The 19,148-nt window shown below is 42.7% G+C and carries 14 protein-coding genes; 13 read left to right on the top strand and 1 reads right to left on the bottom strand.

Going from position 1 to position 19,148, the window contains the following annotated elements:
* The first annotated feature begins 182 nt into the window (after nt 1-182).
* From spoIIP to deoC, 13 genes are all read left to right on the top strand, one after another.
* Nucleotides 183-1,388: a stage II sporulation protein P gene (gene spoIIP, locus FZC79_RS09865; protein ID WP_148946638.1), complete on the top strand. Its 1,206-nt coding sequence runs from the start codon at nt 183-185 to the stop codon at nt 1,386-1,388.
* A 25-nt stretch (nt 1,389-1,413) separates the two neighbouring features.
* Nucleotides 1,414-1,749 (top strand): YqxA family protein, encoded by a 336-nt coding sequence (locus FZC79_RS09870; protein WP_252183301.1) that lies wholly within the window; start codon nt 1,414-1,416, stop codon nt 1,747-1,749.
* 931 nt (nt 1,750-2,680) lie between these two features.
* Nucleotides 2,681-4,516 (top strand): translation elongation factor 4, encoded by a 1,836-nt coding sequence (gene lepA / locus FZC79_RS09880; RefSeq protein WP_148946641.1) that lies wholly within the window; start codon nt 2,681-2,683, stop codon nt 4,514-4,516.
* A gap of 117 nt (nt 4,517-4,633) precedes the next feature.
* Entirely contained in the window at nt 4,634-5,776 is a 1,143-nt protein-coding gene (hemW, locus tag FZC79_RS09885; protein ID WP_148946642.1) for a radical SAM family heme chaperone HemW, read from the top strand.
* Nucleotides 5,777-6,058: 282 nt separating this feature from the next.
* On the top strand, nt 6,059-7,087 hold the full coding sequence (hrcA, locus tag FZC79_RS09890; protein WP_148946799.1) for a heat-inducible transcriptional repressor HrcA: 1,029 nt from the start codon (nt 6,059-6,061) through the stop codon (nt 7,085-7,087).
* 131 nt (nt 7,088-7,218) lie between these two features.
* A complete protein-coding gene (grpE, locus tag FZC79_RS09895; RefSeq protein ID WP_148946800.1) occupies nt 7,219-7,809 on the top strand; it encodes a nucleotide exchange factor GrpE in 591 nt (196 codons plus the stop codon).
* Nucleotides 7,810-7,842: 33 nt separating this feature from the next.
* Entirely contained in the window at nt 7,843-9,669 is a 1,827-nt protein-coding gene (gene dnaK / locus FZC79_RS09900) for a molecular chaperone DnaK (RefSeq protein WP_148946643.1), read from the top strand.
* Nucleotides 9,670-10,152: 483 nt separating this feature from the next.
* On the top strand, nt 10,153-11,280 hold the full coding sequence (gene dnaJ, locus FZC79_RS09905; protein ID WP_148946644.1) for a molecular chaperone DnaJ: 1,128 nt from the start codon (nt 10,153-10,155) through the stop codon (nt 11,278-11,280).
* 24 nt (nt 11,281-11,304) lie between these two features.
* On the top strand, nt 11,305-12,246 hold the full coding sequence (gene prmA, locus FZC79_RS09910) for a 50S ribosomal protein L11 methyltransferase (RefSeq protein WP_148946645.1): 942 nt from the start codon (nt 11,305-11,307) through the stop codon (nt 12,244-12,246).
* Between the two features lie 24 nt (nt 12,247-12,270).
* A complete protein-coding gene (locus tag FZC79_RS09915) occupies nt 12,271-13,023 on the top strand; it encodes a 16S rRNA (uracil(1498)-N(3))-methyltransferase (RefSeq protein WP_148946646.1) in 753 nt (250 codons plus the stop codon).
* A 5-nt stretch (nt 13,024-13,028) separates the two neighbouring features.
* Nucleotides 13,029-14,375 carry a tRNA (N(6)-L-threonylcarbamoyladenosine(37)-C(2))-methylthiotransferase MtaB gene (gene mtaB, locus FZC79_RS09920; protein ID WP_148946647.1) on the top strand — a complete coding sequence of 449 codons (1,347 nt, stop codon included), beginning with the start codon at nt 13,029-13,031 and terminating at the stop codon, nt 14,373-14,375.
* 294 nt (nt 14,376-14,669) lie between these two features.
* Nucleotides 14,670-16,334: a glycoside hydrolase family 13 protein gene (locus tag FZC79_RS09925; protein WP_148946648.1), complete on the top strand. Its 1,665-nt coding sequence runs from the start codon at nt 14,670-14,672 to the stop codon at nt 16,332-16,334.
* A gap of 422 nt (nt 16,335-16,756) precedes the next feature.
* Nucleotides 16,757-17,428 carry a deoxyribose-phosphate aldolase gene (gene deoC, locus FZC79_RS09935; RefSeq protein ID WP_148946649.1) on the top strand — a complete coding sequence of 224 codons (672 nt, stop codon included), beginning with the start codon at nt 16,757-16,759 and terminating at the stop codon, nt 17,426-17,428.
* 747 nt (nt 17,429-18,175) lie between these two features.
* Here the strand turns inward: deoC and FZC79_RS09940 are convergent.
* On the bottom strand, nt 18,176-19,105 hold the full coding sequence (locus FZC79_RS09940; RefSeq protein ID WP_148946650.1) for a Na/Pi symporter: 930 nt from the start codon (nt 19,103-19,105) through the stop codon (nt 18,176-18,178).
* Nucleotides 19,106-19,148 lie beyond the last annotated feature (43 nt).

Genomic DNA, 19,148 nt, shown 5'->3' on the forward strand with positions numbered 1-19,148 from the left:
CAGGAGAGATGTCCCTTAATTAGTGGTGAAAATCAAAATTTTAGTCAATTTTCTCTTGGATCTATAGTCTTCAAGATCCTCCCCGAATCAAAATCTGCTTTTCTCCAGGCACCTATTTTCCGGTTCTACTTTTTCTATCTCTATCATATTTTGTACTAGAGTCGAGAAGGAAGGGTGGAATAATGAAGTCGTATAAGTCGTCCAATTATGTTGTAGCAGTGAATCTATCGACAATAGTTAAGGGAATCCTGGCGTTTGTTTTTGGCCTTCTTACGATTTTTTCTTTATCAGGCATACTCACATCGCTCAAGCCGGAATACAGGATCAGCTCAAATTCTGTGAATCATGCAGCTGAAAATGTTTCTGGAGCGATGTTATATACTCTTTTCACTATTGAAAACAGGGCATTCAAGACGGCCGACCCGGTGGAAGAAGAGCTCCCTTCCATGTCTAATCTGATTTTCAGGCTTGCAACCAATGTCAGTTTCGAGGACCCCCGCAGTTTTCTCGGAAGGGAACTTCCTGGCTTTTCAATATTTGACTCAGAAATTCTGGTTGCAGGGGAAGGTACTGATTTTACAAATATGCCTTATGAATCTGTCCCGCCGGCTGAAGCGCTTAATCCAGAAAATGATGCGCAGCTGCAGAACACGGAAAAAATAGAAAACCCTTCATCCGCTGATAATCCGGATAACAAGGGCCTGTCAACTGGCGATAAGAAAACAGTGTATCTCTACTTCACACACACAAGGGAATCCTATCTTCCTTACCTAAAAGATGTAACAAATCCCAATTTAGCTCACCATTCGCAAATAAATGTGACGAAAGTTGGAGATAAATTAAAAGAAGAACTGGAAAACAGGGGCATCGGCACAATGATTGACAAAACGGATGTTATAGCGAACCTGGATAAGAAAGGGCTCGATTATTGGTATGCCTATCAGGAATCCCGGCCGGTCGCACAAGCGGCAATGGCAGGAAATAAGGATTTGATTTATCTGATTGATATCCACAGAGATTCACAAAGAAAGGATATCACCACTGCCAGCATCAATGGCCAGCCATACGCAAAATTGGCTTTTGTAGTCGGAGCGGAACATCCGAATTATGAACAAAACCTGAAGATTGCAACTGAACTTCATAATCAGTTGAATACAAAGTATAAGGGGATTTCCCGAGGGGTTTTCGTTAAAAAAGGCAGCGGGACCAATGGAAAGTTCAATCAGGATCTTACCGGCAATTCCCTCCTGGTGGAGTTCGGCGGAGTCGATAATACCTTTGAGGAGCTGAACCGGTCGTCCGCGGCATTGGCTGATGTGTTCTCGGAATATTACTGGCAGGCAGATAAAGTCGGACATGTTATCTCAGCTCCTGCGGCCAGTCAATGATCAATTTTAGAAGAGGATGAACAAAATGAGACGATTCGTACTGAAAAGCATACTGCTGGTTTCCATATTATTCGTCGGAGTTCTAATCGGGATGCAGAAAGCAAATGACGGGATCAGGGATATGAAAGGGTATGACGAGGATGGGTTTGGTACACCACTGACAATTTCGGAAGACGAGACAGGGAATATCGAGGCCTCCCTCTTAGGGCAGGAAATGGGAAGTGCCTCCATTTCCGAGAAGAAAAAGAAGCTTGAGGAAATGAAAAGCTTTAATTTTTTTTCGGAAATAGGGAAATCTGTAGCTGGGGCTGTGAAAAGCATTGCTGAAAAGACAGTCGAATTGGTTTCATCGTTAATATGAAAAAATAGACGCTTCCGGCGGGCAGCGTCTATTATCTTGTTTAGATATAATTCTTTGACTTCAACGAATAGCAAGGAAACCTACACCAAGTGAGAGAAAATATAATGCGATCATTGAGGAAACCTGCCATCCAGTGAGGAATGATAAAGGCAATGTACGGTCAATGGGTTCATTGAGACCATTACGGCTGGAAATAACATCCGACAGGGTTTCAAGGAAGCACTCTAGAAACCAGTTCAAGCGAAAATAAGATCTGACAGGGTCTCAAGGAAGCTCCTAGAGACCGCTACAGCTGGAAATAAGCTCAGTCAGGGTCTCAAGGAAGCTTCTAGAGACCAGTTCAAGCGGAAATAAGATCTGACAGGGTCTCAAGGAAGCTTCTAGAGACCAGTTCAAGCGGAAATAAGCTCTGACAGGGTCTCAAGGAAGCTTCTAGAGACCAGTTCAAGCGGAAATAAGCTCTGACAGGGTCTCAAGGAAGCTCCTAGAGACCAGTTCAAGCGGAAATAAGCTCTGACAGGGTCTCAAGGAAGCTCCTAGAGACCAGTTCAAGCGGAAATAAGATCTAACAGGGTCTCAAGGAAGCACTCTAGAGACCACTTCAAGCGGAAATAAGCTCTGACATGGTCTCGAGGAAGCTTCTAGAAACCACTTCAAGCGGAAATAAGATCTGACAGGGTCTCGAGGAAGCTTCTAGAAACCACTTCAAGTGGAAATAAGCTCTGTAAGGGTCTCAAGGAAGCATTCTAGAAGCCGCTGAAGCTGAAAGCACCCGGCCGTCACACTGGGATTTGAGAAATTTCCATGCCGGTTACTAAAGCATATGACAGTCGCATTTCCAAGCACTGTCATGGTTATGATTGAATATTGCTATGTGTACTGATATAATTCAAAATAGTGTACATGCGTCGATTAACAGGAGTTGAAAGTAATGAACCGTGAGGAAAAATTAAAACGACAACAGAAAATACGTAACTTTTCTATCATTGCTCACATAGATCATGGAAAATCTACTTTGGCAGATAGAATTCTTGAGAAAACAAAGGCATTGACTGCCAGAGAAATGAAAGAGCAGCTGCTTGATTCAATGGACCTCGAAAGGGAACGTGGAATTACAATTAAGCTGAATTCTGTTCAACTAAAATATCAGGCAAAAGATGGGGAAGAATATATCTTCCATTTGATTGATACACCGGGTCACGTCGATTTCACCTATGAAGTTTCCCGAAGCTTGGCAGCATGCGAAGGTGCAGTTCTTGTCGTCGATGCGGCTCAAGGAATTGAAGCCCAGACGCTTGCCAATGTTTACCTGGCACTGGATAACAATCTTGAAATTCTTCCGGTCATCAATAAAATTGACCTTCCGGCAGCAGATCCGGAACGCGTAAGGCAGGAAGTGGAAGATGTCATCGGGTTGGATGCATCTGAAGCCGTCCTTGCTTCAGCAAAAGCGGGAATCGGCATTGAAGATATCCTTGAGCAGGTGGTTGAAAAGGTTCCTGCGCCAACAGGGGACCCAGATAAGCCTCTGCAGGCTCTGATTTTTGATTCCCTGTACGATTCTTATCGGGGAGTTATTGCTTATATCCGTGTCATGGAAGGTTCTGTGAAGGTCGGCGACAAAATCAAAATGATGGCGACCGGCAAGGAATTTGAAGTCAATGATGTGGGAGTGTTCACTCCAAAAGCGACTTCTGCTAAAGAATTGACAGTCGGAGATGTAGGCTACTTAACGGCTGCCATTAAGAATGTTGGGGACACTCGTGTCGGTGATACCATTACAGGAGCGAAGAATCCTGCGGACAAGGCTCTTCCTGGATACAGAAGGCTTAACCCAATGGTTTATTGCGGATTGTATCCGATTGATTCGGCAAAGTACAATGACCTCCGCGAAGCCTTGGAAAGACTGGAACTGAATGACTCAGCTCTTCAGTATGAGCCGGAAACATCTCAAGCACTTGGATTTGGTTTCAGATGTGGATTCCTTGGACTGCTTCATATGGAGATCATACAGGAACGTATTGAACGTGAATTCAAAATCGATCTGATTACAACAGCCCCAAGTGTTATTTACAATGTACTGCTGACAGATGGCGAAGAGCTTAAGGTCGATAATCCTTCCATGATGCCTGATCCGCAAAAGGTCGAGAGTGTTGAGGAACCTTATGTAAAAGCCACAATGATGGTGCCGAATGACTATGTTGGAGCCGTCATGGAATTATGCCAGGGCAAACGGGGGAATTTCATCGATATGCAGTATATGGATGAAACCCGCGTTAACATTGTGTATGAAATTCCTTTGGCTGAAATCGTCTATGATTTCTTTGATCAGTTGAAATCAGGTACTAAAGGATATGCTTCATTTGATTATGAACTCATAGGCTATAAAGAATCCAAACTTGTGAAAATGGATATTCTTTTGAATGCAGAGCAGGTTGATGCTTTAAGCTTCATCGTTCATAGAGACTTTGCGTATGATAGAGGAAAGATCATTGTCGATAAATTAAAGGAACTCATCCCAAGACAGCAGTTTGAGGTTCCTATTCAAGCAGCAATCGGCCAGAAAATCGTGGCTCGTTCCACAATCAAAGCCATCCGTAAGAACGTACTCGCTAAGTGTTATGGTGGAGACATTTCACGTAAACGTAAGCTTCTTGAAAAGCAAAAAGAAGGTAAGAAACGAATGAAGCAGGTTGGTTCTGTGGAAGTTCCGCAAGAGGCGTTCATGGCTGTCCTGAAAATGGATGACGACGGTGGCTCTAAGTAAGATTTTTAACTAAAAATTCAAGATCTCGATTATTAATAAGACAAATGGGGGGGATTGCTTGTGTTCAGAGCAGGCCCCCCTTTCTCTATCGGGATTTAATATAAAGGTAGTGAAAACATGATACGTTCAGCATATATTCATATCCCCTTCTGCCATCATATCTGCCATTATTGTGATTTTAACAAGGTGTTCATGAAGGGGCAGCCGGTGGACGACTATCTGGCTTCGTTGGATAAAGAAATGAAAATGGGAATAGAAAAATACCCATCCGAAAAATTGTCGACGATTTTTGTTGGAGGAGGGACACCGACAGCCTTAAATGCCTCCCAGCTCGAGGTTTTTTGTAAAAGCATCAATGCGTCCCTTCCATACTCAAAGGATGAGGTGGAGTTTACTTTCGAAGCTAACCCAGGTGATTTGACGAGCGATAAATTGGAAGTGCTGCATGATCATGGTGTGAATCGTTTAAGCTTTGGTGTTCAGTCCTTCAATGATGATCTGCTTGAAAGGATCGGCAGGAATCATAGAAGCAAGGATGTATACACCTCAATCGACGCAGCCAGAAAAGCAGGATTTGACAATATCAGCATTGATTTGATCTACGCCTTGCCTGGGCAGACTGTTGAGGACTTTAAGCACACCCTAAGGACGGCTTTAGAATTCGATCTTCCTCATTACTCAGGATATTCTCTCATTATTGAACCAAAAACGGTATTTTATAATTTGATGAGAAAAGGAAAACTGTCTTTGCCTCCACAGGAAGCGGAAGCAGAGATGTACAGTGTATTGATGGAAGAAATGCAGGCTGCAGGAATCAATCAATATGAAATCAGCAACTTTGCCAAAAAGGGATATGAAAGCAAGCATAATCTAGTTTACTGGGATAATGAAGAATACTATGGTTTTGGAGCGGGTGCTCATGGATATGCCGAGGGAAACCGGTATAGCAATTTTGGTCCCTTGAAAAAATATATGGAGCCCCTGGCTGACGGAAAGCTGCCGATCATTGAGAGCCATGAACAAACGACAGCTGAAAAGATGGAAGAAGAAATGTTTCTTGGGCTGCGCAAAACAGAAGGAGTATCTGTTGCCCGATTTACAGAAAAGTTCGGAGAGAGCCCGATGACAGTCTTCAAGGAAGCGGTCGAAGAAATGGTTGAGAAGGAATTATTGTCTGTAGAGGACGCACATATCCGATTGACCCAAAGAGGGAAGTTTCTTGGCAACGAAGTCTTTCAGGCTTTTCTGGGAGTGATATAAGGAAAATAATTTACATTATTATCCTATTTTCTACTTAAGCTAAAAAGAAAAGATCTAGACTTCCGGATTAGAGAGAAAACTATATAAGGAAAACCAGCCTTTTTTTCTTTGGAACATTTGCCTGTCGGGGCTGACCAAGGCGCTTCCGCTTTTGATGGTAAATATTACAGAAAAAATTGACGACGAAACGATTTGTTCTAATTGACATCTCTTAGCTGATTTGATAATTTATTATTAGATTTAGCACTCATTCAACGAGAGTGCTAACAGAGGTGATGAATGTTGTTAACAGATCGACAGTTGCTTATACTTCAAGTAATCATTGATGATTTCATCCGGTCTGCACAACCTGTAGGTTCGAGAAGCCTGTCTAAAAAGGAAGAGATATCCTTCAGTTCCGCTACAATCAGGAATGAGATGGCAGACTTGGAGGATTTCGGTTTTATCGAGAAGCCGCACACATCTTCCGGACGGATTCCATCAGAAAAAGGCTACAGATATTATGTGGACCATCTGCTTTCCCCTGTTCAGCTTGCGAAGAAGGATGTAAAAACAATTCGTTCCATTTTCGCTGAAAGGATCTACGAAATGGAAAAGGTTGTGGAGAGGTCAGCGAAGATACTTTCCGAACTTACCAATTATACGGCTATCGTTCTTGGACCCGGGGTAAAGGAAAACAAGCTTAAGAAAATACAGATCATCCCTATAAACGACGAGACAGCCGTGGCGATCATTGTAACCGATACGGGCCATGTCCAGAATCGCATGTTCACGATACCAAAGGCAGTCGACTCCAATGATTTGGAGAAGCTGGTCAACATTTTGAATGAACGTTTATCAGGAGTGCCGATGACAGAGCTTAATGATAAAATCTTCAAAGAGGTGGCACAGCTCCTTAAGCAGCACATTCATAATTATGATCTGATGCTTCATTCATTGGTGAATACTATGGATTTGCCGGCGAATGAGAAAATCTTCTTCGGCGGTAAAACAAATATGCTTAACCAACCAGAATTCAATGATATCCACAAGGTCCGCCTGCTGTTGAACATGATCGAGCAGGAGGAGGGCATCTATGATATGATCAAGCATCTTCCGAACGGCCTTCATGTAAAAATCGGCAAGGAAAACAATGTGTCTGCGATGGAAGACTGCAGTCTCATTACCGCTTCCTATTCTGTGGCAAATGAGAAGGTAGGCTCTATTGCCATACTTGGACCGACAAGGATGGAGTATTCGCGGGTGATCAGCTTATTGAACTATTTAAGCGAAGATATGTCCAAGGCGATGACGAAGCTGTATCAAAGCTGAGTCGTGTGGATATATTGATAAAGGATATCGGGGCCTAAACAAAGCGGTTTGCTGGGATGGTCCCCGATATAGAATTGGAAACACTTGGTGAAAGAGGGGTAATCCCTCAGCTTTTTAAGGAGGTGAAAGGAATGGCAGAAGAAACGAACAACAAAGTTGATCAGGAACTGAATGATCAGCAAGAAGAAAGAACCTCTGAAGGTATTGAAGAAGAAATCTTCGCTGAAAGCCTGGAAGGACAGGAAGGTGAGGAGAAAGGTCAATCTCCGGAGGAAACACAAATTATTGAACTGCAGTCAAAGTTGGATGAATCCGAAAGCCGTTACTTGAGATTGCGTGCCGATTTTGATAATTTCCGCCGCCGCGCCAACTTGGACCGTGAGGCGAATGAAAAATATAAAGCTCAAAGCATCGTAACGGAATTGCTTCCGGCAATCGACAATTTTGAGCGTGCATTGAATGTTGAGCCCGATAATGAACAGACAAAATCCTTGCTTCAAGGGATGGAAATGGTTTATCGTAGCTTAGTGGAAGCGCTGAAAAAAGAAGGTGTCGAGCCGATTGAAACTGTCGGGCAGGAGTTCGATCCTCATCTGCATCAAGCTGTTATGCAGGGAGAAGACGAAAACTTCGGTTCAAACATTGTGACTGAAGAGTTCCAAAAAGGTTACAAACTGAAGGACCGCATTATTCGACCTTCAATGGTAAAAGTGAATCAATAATCTTACATACAGTTTACAAGGAGGTTTTTCTCAATGAGCAAAATTATCGGTATTGACTTAGGGACAACAAACTCATGTGTGTCAGTCCTTGAAGGCGGAGAACCAAAAGTAATTCCTAATCCGGAAGGCAACCGTACAACTCCTTCCGTTGTAGCGTTTAAAAATGGAGAAATGCAGGTTGGTGAAGTGGCAAAACGCCAGGCGATCACTAACCCGAATACAGTTATCTCTATCAAGCGCCACATGGGAACAGATTACAAGGAAAAGATTGAAGACAAAGAGTATACGCCGCAGGAAATCTCTGCAATGATTCTTCAGCACTTAAAAGGGTATGCAGAAGATTATCTTGGCGAAAAAGTAGAAAAAGCGGTCATCACTGTACCGGCTTACTTCAACGATGCAGAGCGTCAAGCTACTAAAGATGCAGGTAAAATTGCAGGCCTTGAAGTAGAGCGTATCATCAATGAGCCAACAGCGGCTGCGCTTTCTTACGGTCTTGATAAAATGGAAGAAGATCAGACGATCCTTGTTTACGATCTTGGCGGCGGTACATTCGACGTATCCATTCTTGAACTTGGCGACGGAGTGTTCGAAGTACGTTCAACTGCCGGTGACAACAGACTTGGCGGAGATGACTTTGACCAAGTGATCATCGACTATCTTGTAGAGCAATTCAAGAAAGAAAACGGTATTGATTTGTCTAAAGATAAAATGGCGCTTCAACGCCTTAAAGATGCTGCTGAAAAAGCGAAAAAAGATCTTTCTGGTGTAACTTCCACTCAAATTTCACTTCCGTTCATCACGGCTGGTGAAAACGGACCTCTTCACTTGGAAGTGAACATGACTCGCGCTAAATTCGACGAGCTTTCAGCTGACCTTGTAGAACGCACTATGGGACCTACTCGTCAAGCAGTGAAAGACGCAGGCCTTTCTGCAAGTGAAATTGACAAAGTTATCCTTGTCGGCGGATCTACACGTATCCCTGCTGTTCAAGATGCAATCAAAAAAGAATTAGGAAAAGACCCGCATAAAGGCGTTAATCCTGATGAAGTAGTAGCTATGGGTGCAGCGATCCAAGGCGGAGTATTAACAGGGGATGTTAAAGATGTTGTCCTTCTGGATGTAACTCCATTATCACTTGGTATCGAAACAATGGGCGGAGTATCCACTAAGCTGATTGAGCGTAATACGACGATCCCTACATCTAAATCACAAGTGTTCTCTACTGCCGCAGATAACCAGAATGCTGTTGACATTCATATCCTTCAAGGTGAGAGACCAATGGCTGCCGATAACAAGACTCTTGGGCGCTTCCAATTGTCTGATATCCCGCCGGCGCCTCGCGGTGTACCTCAAATCGAAGTTAAATTCGATATTGACAAGAACGGTATTGTGAATGTTTCTGCAAAAGACCTTGGAACAGGCAAAGAGCAAAACATAACAATCAAGTCTTCAACTGGACTTTCTGATGACGAAATTGACCGTATGGTTAAAGAAGCTGAAGAAAATGCTGATGCAGATAAACAGCGTAAAGAAGAAGTTGAGCTTCGCAATGAAGCAGACCAATTAATCTTTACAACAGATAAAACGATTAAAGACCTTGGCGATAAAGTAGAAGAAGCTGAAGTCAAGAAAGCTGAAGAAGCAAGAGATGAGCTGAAAGAAGCTATCGAAAAGAATGAACTGGAAGAAATTCGTACGAAGAAAGATGCTCTTCAGGAAATCCTTCAAGGCCTTTCCATGAAGCTTTATGAAGAAGCTGCAAAAGCTCAGGAGCAGGCTCAGGGAGCTGAAGGCCAGGCAGGCGGAGACGACGATGTTGTCGATGCTGAATATGAAGAAGTAAAAGACGACAAGTAATTTTCAACTTCATATAAATGGCCAGGGAAAGTCAAAGTCAGGTCTATCTTGACTTTGGCTTTTTCTTTGGTCAATCGCAAAGAGTGAGTTCAATAGGATAAACCTGCTTTGTGAAGTCAGTGGTTAACACATGCTTTAATAGGATTGTGAAATACAATGGGGAATATAAACGTCAAAAAGAGACGCTGCCCTTGAGAGGCTCACTTCCTATAAAATTAGGTCAGCTCCAAAAGCAGCAATATGTTTATGGGCAGTTTATAATTTGAAATAGTTACAAATATTTAAGAGTTATAAATAAACATTTGTTGATTGGAGTCACGCGCCTGGAACGGAAATCACAGTTGTTTTTGTGAAACCTTTGAATTATACAATATATCAAGTATTTACGGGGTCATCCCCTCAATTTCTTAATTAATATTGTGAGGGGCCCCCTTTTAATGTTAAAATAACCTTTATGCATAAGGAATCGGGAGTGTTGTATTGATGAGTAAACGGGACTATTATGAAGTTCTCGGCGTGGAAAACGGCGCCTCAAAAGATGAAATCAAAAAAGCATACCGCAAACTCTCAAAAAAATATCATCCTGATATTAATAAAGAAGCGGATGCAAATGAAAAGTTTAAAGAGATTAGTGAAGCCTATGAGGTATTGAGCGACGAACAAAAACGCGCACAATATGATCGTTTTGGCCATACAGACCCGAACCAGGGCTTTGGCGGCGGCGGTGACTTCGGCGGCGGCTTCGGCGGTTTTGAAGATATCTTCAACACCTTCTTTGGCGGCGGCGGAGGAGGGCGCAGGCGTGACCCTAACGCACCAAGAGCAGGAGCTGACCTGCAATATACAATGAGCGTCACTTTTGAAGAAGCAGCATTTGGAAAAGAGACGGATATTGAAATACCGAAAGAAGAAGAGTGTGATACCTGCGATGGGTCCGGAGCAAAACCGGGAACTAAGCCGGAAACTTGTAAACACTGTCAAGGAACCGGCCAGCTGAATGTGGAGCAGAACACTCCGTTTGGCCGTATTGTGAACCGCCGGGTATGTCATCACTGTCATGGAACAGGTAAGTTCATTAAAGAGAAATGTAATACTTGCGGAGGAAATGGAAAAGTTCAGAAACGCCGCAAGATTCATGTGAAAATTCCTGCAGGCATCGATGAAGGCCAGCAGCTTAGAGTTTCCGGCCAAGGCGAGCCGGGAGTAAATGGAGGCCCTCCTGGAGACTTGTATGTGGTTTTCCATGTAAGGTCTCATGAATTCTTTGAACGTGACGGAGATGACATCTATTGTGAAATGCCGATTACTTTTGTACAATCTGCAATGGGCGATGAGATAGAAGTACCGACTCTGCATGGCAAGGTGAAATTGAAAGTTCCTGCCGGTACACAGACAGGTACAAAATTCAGGCTTCGCGGCAAAGGTGTTCCAAATGTAAGAGGTTATGGTACTGGAGACCAGCACATCCGTGTGAAAGTGGTCACACCGACCAAACTGACAGATAAGCAGAAAGAACTGCTTCGTGAATTTGCGGATATCACTGGTCAGGTCCCGGATGAACAGCACGAAAGCTTTTTTGATAAAGTAAAACGGGCCTTTAAGGGCGAATAAACAGGAACGGAGTTGGTAGATTCAATGAAATGGTCAGAAATCAGCATACACACAACAAATGAAGCGATCGAACCGATTTCAAATATTCTTCATGAAGCAGGAGCCAGCGGAGTGGTGATTGAAGATCCATTTGAATTAGAGAAAGAACGTGAAGACATTTTCGGAGAAATCTACCAACTCAACCCTGATGACTTTCCTGAAGAGGGAGTCATTGTGAAGGCCTATCTTCCTGTAAACAGCTTTTTGGGAGAAACAGTGGATGAAATTAAGCAAGCCGTCGATAATCTAGTGAAATATAATATCGATGTTGGAAGAAACCAAGTTGAAATATCTGAAGTGAACGAGGAAGAGTGGGCCACGGCTTGGAAGAAATACTATAATCCGGTCAAAATCTCTGCTCAATTCACGATTGTCCCTACTTGGGAGGAATATGAACCTGTCCATAGCGATGAGCTTATCATCGAGCTTGACCCTGGCATGGCTTTCGGTACAGGAACCCATCCGACAACCGTCATGTGCATACAGGCTCTCGAGAGGACAGTGAAACCTGGTAATCATGTTATCGATGTCGGCACTGGCTCCGGAGTGTTGAGTATAGCTTCAGCTATGCTTCAGGCTGAAAAAGTCGAAGCCTTTGATCTTGATGAAGTGGCTGTCAATTCTGCCCGGATTAATACAAAGCTGAATAAAGTTCACGACAGAGTCACAGTAAGCCAGAATAACCTGCTTGATGGTGTTTCTCCAGGAGCAGATGTCATCGTGGCAAACATCCTGGCAGAGGTGATACTCAAGTTTACGGATGAGGCTGCAAGACTGCTGAAGCCTGGCGGATATTTCATCACTTCCGGAATCATCGGACAGAAAAAGGAACTCGTCAAATCCGCAGTCCTTGAAGCTGGATTCCAAGTAGAAGAAGTCATGCTGATGGAAGACTGGGTTGCCATCATCGCCAAGAAACCCCAATAAACGTCTTATAAAGGATGAACACCTATGCAAAGGTATTTTATAGATCAGCAGTTTAAAGAAGGAAGTCCCATTATCATAGATGGAGAGAACTTTCATCATATTGTACGTGTGATGAGGATGACGGAAGACAGTATGTTTTACGTCGGCTTTCTCGACGGTGAATCGGCAAAAGTAAAAATAGAAACGATTTCCAATGACTGTCTTCAAGCAGGGATAGTACAATGGGAATCAGACGAAAAAGAAATGCCGGTGAAGATCACTATCGCGAGCGGACTGCCAAAAGGGGATAAGTTGGAGTTGATCATTCAAAAAGGGACTGAGCTTGGAGCAGTGGAATTTGTCCCTTTTACCGCAGATCGCTCAATTGTAAAATGGGATGAGAAGAAAGCGAAGAAGAAGGTGGAACGCTGGGGAAAAATCGCCAAGGAAGCAGCTGAACAGTCACATCGTCAGCAAGTCCCTATCGTACATTCCCCTGTTTCACTGAAAAAGCTGGTTTCCTTTGCAGGTGACTATGAATATAAAATCGTGGCATTTGAAGAAGATGCCAAACTAGGTGAGCAAAGTAATTTGGCCGGCGTCCTGAAAGCAGCCAAGCCCGGTGACCGTATATTGGCTGTTTTCGGTCCCGAAGGCGGTTTGACTGAAAAGGAAGTCGATACACTTAAAGAGAATGGATTCCTTTCCTGCGGGCTGGGTCCAAGAATCATGCGTGCAGAAACGGCTCCCTTTTACTTGCTGTCTGCCGCGTCCTATCAATTTGAACTAATGAGGTGAAAAATATGCCAACAGTAGCTTTTCATACCCTCGGTTGTAAAGTGAATCACTATGAAACAGAGGCTATTTGGCAATTATTTAAAGAACAGGGCTACGAGCGCCTGGAATATGAAAACACATCGGACGTGTATGTGATTAACACATGTACCGTTACCAATACGGGCGATAAGAAAAGCCGTCAGGTCATCCGCCGTGCCATCAGGAAGAACCCTGATGCCGTCATTTGTGTTACAGGGTGTTATGCACAGACGTCCCCTGCAGAAATCATGGCGATTCCCGGAGTAGACATTGTGGTTGGAACTCAGGACCGCAGAAAAATGCTGGAGTACATTGAGCAGTTCAAAGATGAAAGACAGCCGATCAACGGCGTAGGGAACATTATGAAAAATCGCGTGTATGAAGAACTTCAAGTTCCCGCTTTCACTGATCGAACTCGTGCTTCCCTGAAGATTCAGGAAGGGTGCAATAACTTTTGTACATTCTGCATAATCCCATGGGCAAGAGGGTTAATGCGCTCCCGTGATCCAGAGGAAGTTATACGTCAGGCTCAGCAGCTGGTTGATGCAGGCTACAAAGAGATCGTCCTGACTGGTATCCACACAGGCGGATACGGTGAGGATATGAAAGACTACAACCTGGCAATGCTTCTTCGCGATCTTGAAGAGAAGGTAGCAGGATTGAAGCGTATCAGAATTTCGTCCATTGAAGCCAGCCAATTGACAGATGAAGTCATCGAAGTCATCGACAACTCTAACATGGTTGTAAGACATCTTCATATTCCTCTACAGTCCGGTTCAAACACCGTGCTGAAAAGAATGAGAAGGAAATACACGATGGAATTCTTTGCTGAAAGAATCGGGAAACTGAAAAAAGCTCTGCCAGGTCTTGCTGTGACTTCTGATGTAATCGTAGGATTCCCAGGTGAAACGGAAGAAGAATTTATGGAAACATACAATTTTATCAAGGAGCATAAGTTCTCTGAATTGCATGTATTCCCCTATTCCAAGCGTACAGGAACACCTGCTGCAAGGATGACAGATCAAATAGATGAAGACATCAAGAATGAACGGGTCCATCGTTTAATACAACTGTCAAACCAGCTGGCTAAAGAATACGCATCCCGCTTTGAAGAAGAAGTTCTTGAGGTTATACCTGAAGAAGTTTATAAAGAAGATCCAGCAGGCGGGCTTTATGGTGGTTACACAGATAATTACCTCAAAGTAGTCTTTCCTGCATCCGAGGAAATGGTTGGCAAACTTGTGAAAGTAAAAATCACAAAGGCCGGCTATCCGTATAATGAAGGACAGTTCGTCAGAGTCCTGGAAGAAGAAAAGACAACAGCAGTAAGCTGATAAAACAAACCGGTTCATATAGTCGAACCGGTTTTTGTTTTGATGTGCAGCCATTCCAAACACACTTGAGATCACAGTGTGTTTTTTTACTTCTGCAAATTCTCGATTGGAACATCACAAATCTTTGAATCGGTTTAATTTTTGTTAAAAACCTTATTGATTAGTTTCCCATTTAGCTGTACACTAAGTAGGTATAAGAAAGCGCAAACATTCTTCATATTTTTTTGCATATTAGTGCAAACGGTTGCGCGTGAAATAATAAATTTAAAAATATTTTTGTATGAGGTGTTTTACATGAAGAAAATTTGGTGGAAAGAAGCCGTTGGCTATCAAATATATCCCCGCAGCTTTCAGGATTCGAATGGAGATGGAATCGGTGACTTGCAGGGAATGATTCAAAGACTTGATTATGTTAAGGATCTGGGTGTTGATGTCATTTGGATCTGCCCTATGTATAAGTCACCAAACGATGATAATGGCTACGATATCTCTGATTACCAGGATATCATGGAAGACTTCGGCTCAATGGAAGACTTTGACCTTCTTTTAAAGGAAGTACATGCAAGAGGAATGAAGTTGATCATCGATTTGGTCCTTAATCATACAAGTGATGAGCATCAATGGTTCATTGAATCCCGCTCCTCTAAGGAAAACGAAAAACGTGACTGGTATATTTGGCGTGATGGAAAAAAGGACAAAGAGCCGAACAACTGGGAAAGCATCTTCGGCGGTTCTGCATGGGAGTATGACGAGAAAACAAGTCAGTATTACCTGCACGTATTCTCTACTAAGCAGCCTGACCTGAACTGGGAGAATGAAGACGTTCGCGAAGCTCTCTATGATACAGTTAACTGGTGGCTTGATAAAGGGATTGATGGGTTCAGGATAGATGCCATCAGCCATATTAAAAAACGCCCTGGCATGCCGGATATGCCGAATCCTGATAATAAGAAATATGTATCTTCATTCGATATGCATATGAATCAAAAGGGTATTCATAAGTTCCTTCAGGAATTCAAGGATAAAACCTACGCCAATTACGATGTTATGTCTGTCGGGGAGGCAAATGGAGTTACAGCCGATGAAGCTGAACTTTGGGTAGGTGAGGAAAACGGAAAAATGGATATGATATTCCAATTCGAGCACCTTGGCTTATGGGATGCAGAAACAAATCCAGATCTTGATATCGTTGAATTGAAGAAAGTGCTGACCCGCTGGCAAAAAGGTTTGGAAGGTGATGGCTGGAACGCTTTATTCATTGAAAACCATGATAAACCGCGAGTTGTCTCCACTTGGGGCAATGATGAAGAGTTCTGGAAAGAAAGTGCAACAGCCATGGCAGCCATGTATTTCTTAATGCAGGGAACACCTTTTATCTATCAAGGACAAGAAATCGGCATGACGAATGTTCAGTTTCCTTCTATAGATGACTATGATGATGTAGCTGTTAAGAACCTTTACAAGCTGAAACTTGAAGAAGGTGTTTCTCATGAAGAAATCATGGAAATAATCTGGGCTTCTTCAAGAGATAACAGCCGTACACCGATGCAATGGTCAGGGGAAGTAAACGGAGGTTTCTCGGAAGGAAACCCTTGGATGAAAGTGAATCCTAACTATAAGAGCATCAATGTGGAGGCTCAGTTAAAAGACGAAGACTCTATCCTTTCTTTCTATAAAAAGATGATTGCTGTAAAGAAAGACAACGATATTTTCACTTATGGCATCTATGACTTGCTTCTTCCAAACCACGAGCAGATTTATGCCTATACACGGACATTAAAAAATGAAAAAGTTCTTGTGCTGACGAATCTCTCTACTGAGAAGGCTGAAGCTTCTCTGGGAGATTTAACTGTTGGATCAGAAGGATTAATGTTAAATAACTATTCTGTAGAACAGCACAGCGGTATATCAAAAGTGGCATTAAAACCTTATGAAGCAAGAGTTTATCGTCTGGCTTAATGAGTTTGTTTCCTCAACAGCTCTGCGCTCCGCTTCGAAGAGTGTGAACCTGCGGAGGAAATCAAATCATTTTATAATCTTCAACATAAAAGAAGAGAACGTGTAAAAAAGATCAGGCTACCACCTGATCTTTTTTTCTGCTTAGAAAAAATAAAAAATTTGGCTCTGAGTAAAGCTTTTAACTATGTTATCCACGCCTAGCTCCTCTGGGTCAAGTATCCCTCAGAGAATAAAAGGGAAGACCGGCTTTTTTTCTCTGAGGAACAGTTGTCTGTCGGAGCTGACCGAGGCGCTTGCGCTTTTGTTTTTTTGGGCACAATATAAGCAGACTTGGTTGAATTATTTACTTAAAAAGTTCGTATATTCCCCGAACCTTTGTTAGAATAAAGAGGTACGGACAACCTGTTGGAGGAGTGTTATTCATGGAAAAAAATATTGCAAAAATGATCGATCATACATTATTGAAAGCGGACTCAACTAAAGATCAAGTAACAAAAATCTGTGAAGAAGCTAAGGAATACCATTTTGCTTCTGTTTGTGTAAATCCAGGCTGGGTAAAGTATGCAGCTCAAATGTTACAAGGAACAGATGTGAAGGTATGTACAGTGATCGGTTTCCCGCTGGGAGCGACTACATCAGAAACAAAGGCATTCGAAACGAAGGATGCAATTGAAAAAGGCGCAACGGAAGTGGATATGGTTATCAATATCAGCGCCCTTAAAGACGGAAACGACGAATTGGTTAAAAAAGATATCCAAGCAGTGACAGCAGCAGCCAAAGGAAAGGCTCTGACTAAAGTCATCATCGAAACAAGCCTTCTGACGGATGAAGAGAAAGAAAGAGCATGCAGGCTTGCAGTTGAAGCAGGGACTGACTTCGTTAAGACATCCACAGGATTCTCTACTGGCGGAGCGACAATAGAAGATATCAAGTTAATGAGAAAAACGGTCGGACCGGATATCGGTGTGAAAGCATCCGGCGGTGTAAGAAGTGTTGAAGATGCGAAAAACATGATTGAAGCGGGAGCTACAAGAATCGGCGCCAGCTCCGGAGTTCAAATTGTTCAAGGATTAACTAGTGATTCTGACTACTAAGATGAAAAGGCAGCCCTCTTAACGGAAGGGCGCTGAAAATCTACTGAATTTTGTAATCTGCTTGGTTATTACCAAAGATAAAGTCAACTATCCTTCCTTAAATAGGAAGAAAAGTTGACTTTTTTCTTTGAAAGCCATGTATGTGCTGCTCTCTATACTAGATAAGCTTTAGAATTTTTTAATGATTTTAGGAACATTTGCCTGTCGAAGCTGGGAGGGTCTTTTTTCATCTAGCTGATAGAAAAGGTACTGATTCAATCCACTGACCGATAGCATTACAAAAGTTGTTTAGTATTTTAGATGGTAAATAGAGGAAAAAGTTTCCTTATTTACTAAAATACACTGACAAAAGCAAAAATAAGGGAATATAGTTCTCTTATTTATCTTAAAACAATAAAAAAATGTGCACTTTTATCATATAAGGGTAAAAAGTTCCGCTATTCACCCCAAAGTGAGCTTGAATTAGCGATTAAGGGAAAAAGTTCCCTTATTTAAACCGCTGCGTACCCAATTAATGAAAGGACACGCTTCTTTCGCTATAAAGCCCCTTCCATCAGGCACACAACCAAGTGGAGCTGGCTACTTGAACGGAATCAGCGGCCGCCTTTACCGGGCAGTATTTTTTTGCTGCTCAGGCTTAAGAGTTTAGTCTGATATCCGTGCAGCTCGTGATAAGAAAGAAAGCCACTGCTCTCCTGTATACGATTAGCCGAAACTTTAACAATAACAAGCATTCATCTACAATACTCACCTTAATTCGATAGCATGAAACTTTTCAATAAGACTTGCAAAATGACCTGAGAAAGGAAGGACAAGAACGGAACATATGACATTGAAGGCAAGGCTTGCATGAGCAAGCTGTAATTCAGGATTAGCTGAGGCCCATTTCACCATTTCACCCAGCTCCTCAATAAACGGAAAGAATATCATCACTCCGGCAACGTTAAGCCATATGTGTGCATAAACAGTCAGCTTCGTCGCTTTTCCGCTCCCGATTCCAGCTATATAGGAAGTTACACAAGTACCAATATTTGCACCGAGCATGATGGAAATGCCGGCAAAAATCGTTATTATGTCCACATCAACAAAACTCATGGCGATGCCTGTAATGACTGTGCTCGATTGCACCAATCCTGTTAAAATCGTCCCCAGCAAAACAGAAAAAAGTGCTGACGCATTAGAGCGCTCCATAAGTGAGTGAATAAAAGCCTGGCTCGATAATGGCCTTGCCAGTTCTTCAAATCCATTCATGCTCACAAAAATTAGCGAAAGTCCAAGGAATGTAAGAGCAAGTGCCCGGGCATTAGGATACGGGAGGATTAGAAGGAGCAGGGAACTAACAAGCAGAGGGAGACTCAAAAAGCCGATATCCAATGATATAATCTCCAGTGTTAAAGTAGTTCCTATGTTAGTGCCCAGGATAATCCCAATTGACTGCTTGAAGCTCAAAATACCCGCTGAGACAAAGCCTATCGTTAAAACCATTACGGCAGAACTGCTCTGCAGTACTCCAGTAACGGCAATGCCTATGAGGAATCCCTTCCAAGGTGCATCAGTCCACTTGGAAATCAATTTAGTCATTCTCTCTCCTGCCAGATTATATAATCCGCTTTTCAGCCAAAACATACCCAGCAAAAAGCTTCCAATTAATAGAAAAAAGATAAGTAAACTAAGCATGTCCTGTCCCCCCTTTCTTAACTGTATTAGGAATAAGGAGCAT

This window comes from Rossellomorea vietnamensis (genome assembly GCF_008180615.1).
Lineage (GTDB): Bacteria > Bacillota > Bacilli > Bacillales > Bacillaceae_B > Rossellomorea > Rossellomorea vietnamensis_D.

Bases quoted from the DNA above. Each gene is read 5' to 3' on its own strand.
- deoC (WP_148946649.1), top strand. From the start codon at position 16,757: ATGGAAAAAAATATTGCAAAAATGATCGATCATACATTATTGAAAGCG.
- mtaB (WP_148946647.1), top strand. From the start codon at position 13,029: ATGCCAACAGTAGCTTTTCATACCCTCGGTTGTAAAGTGAATCACTAT.
- lepA (WP_148946641.1), top strand. From the start codon at position 2,681: ATGAACCGTGAGGAAAAATTAAAACGACAACAGAAAATACGTAACTTT.
- hemW (WP_148946642.1), top strand. From the start codon at position 4,634: ATGATACGTTCAGCATATATTCATATCCCCTTCTGCCATCATATCTGC.
- dnaJ (WP_148946644.1), top strand. From the start codon at position 10,153: ATGAGTAAACGGGACTATTATGAAGTTCTCGGCGTGGAAAACGGCGCC.
- prmA (WP_148946645.1), top strand. From the start codon at position 11,305: ATGAAATGGTCAGAAATCAGCATACACACAACAAATGAAGCGATCGAA.
- FZC79_RS09940 (WP_148946650.1), bottom strand. From the start codon at position 19,105: ATGCTTAGTTTACTTATCTTTTTTCTATTAATTGGAAGCTTTTTGCTG.
- grpE (WP_148946800.1), top strand. From the start codon at position 7,219: ATGGCAGAAGAAACGAACAACAAAGTTGATCAGGAACTGAATGATCAG.
- FZC79_RS09915 (WP_148946646.1), top strand. From the start codon at position 12,271: ATGCAAAGGTATTTTATAGATCAGCAGTTTAAAGAAGGAAGTCCCATT.
- dnaK (WP_148946643.1), top strand. From the start codon at position 7,843: ATGAGCAAAATTATCGGTATTGACTTAGGGACAACAAACTCATGTGTG.
- spoIIP (WP_148946638.1), top strand. From the start codon at position 183: ATGAAGTCGTATAAGTCGTCCAATTATGTTGTAGCAGTGAATCTATCG.
- FZC79_RS09925 (WP_148946648.1), top strand. From the start codon at position 14,670: ATGAAGAAAATTTGGTGGAAAGAAGCCGTTGGCTATCAAATATATCCC.
- FZC79_RS09870 (WP_252183301.1), top strand. From the start codon at position 1,414: ATGAGACGATTCGTACTGAAAAGCATACTGCTGGTTTCCATATTATTC.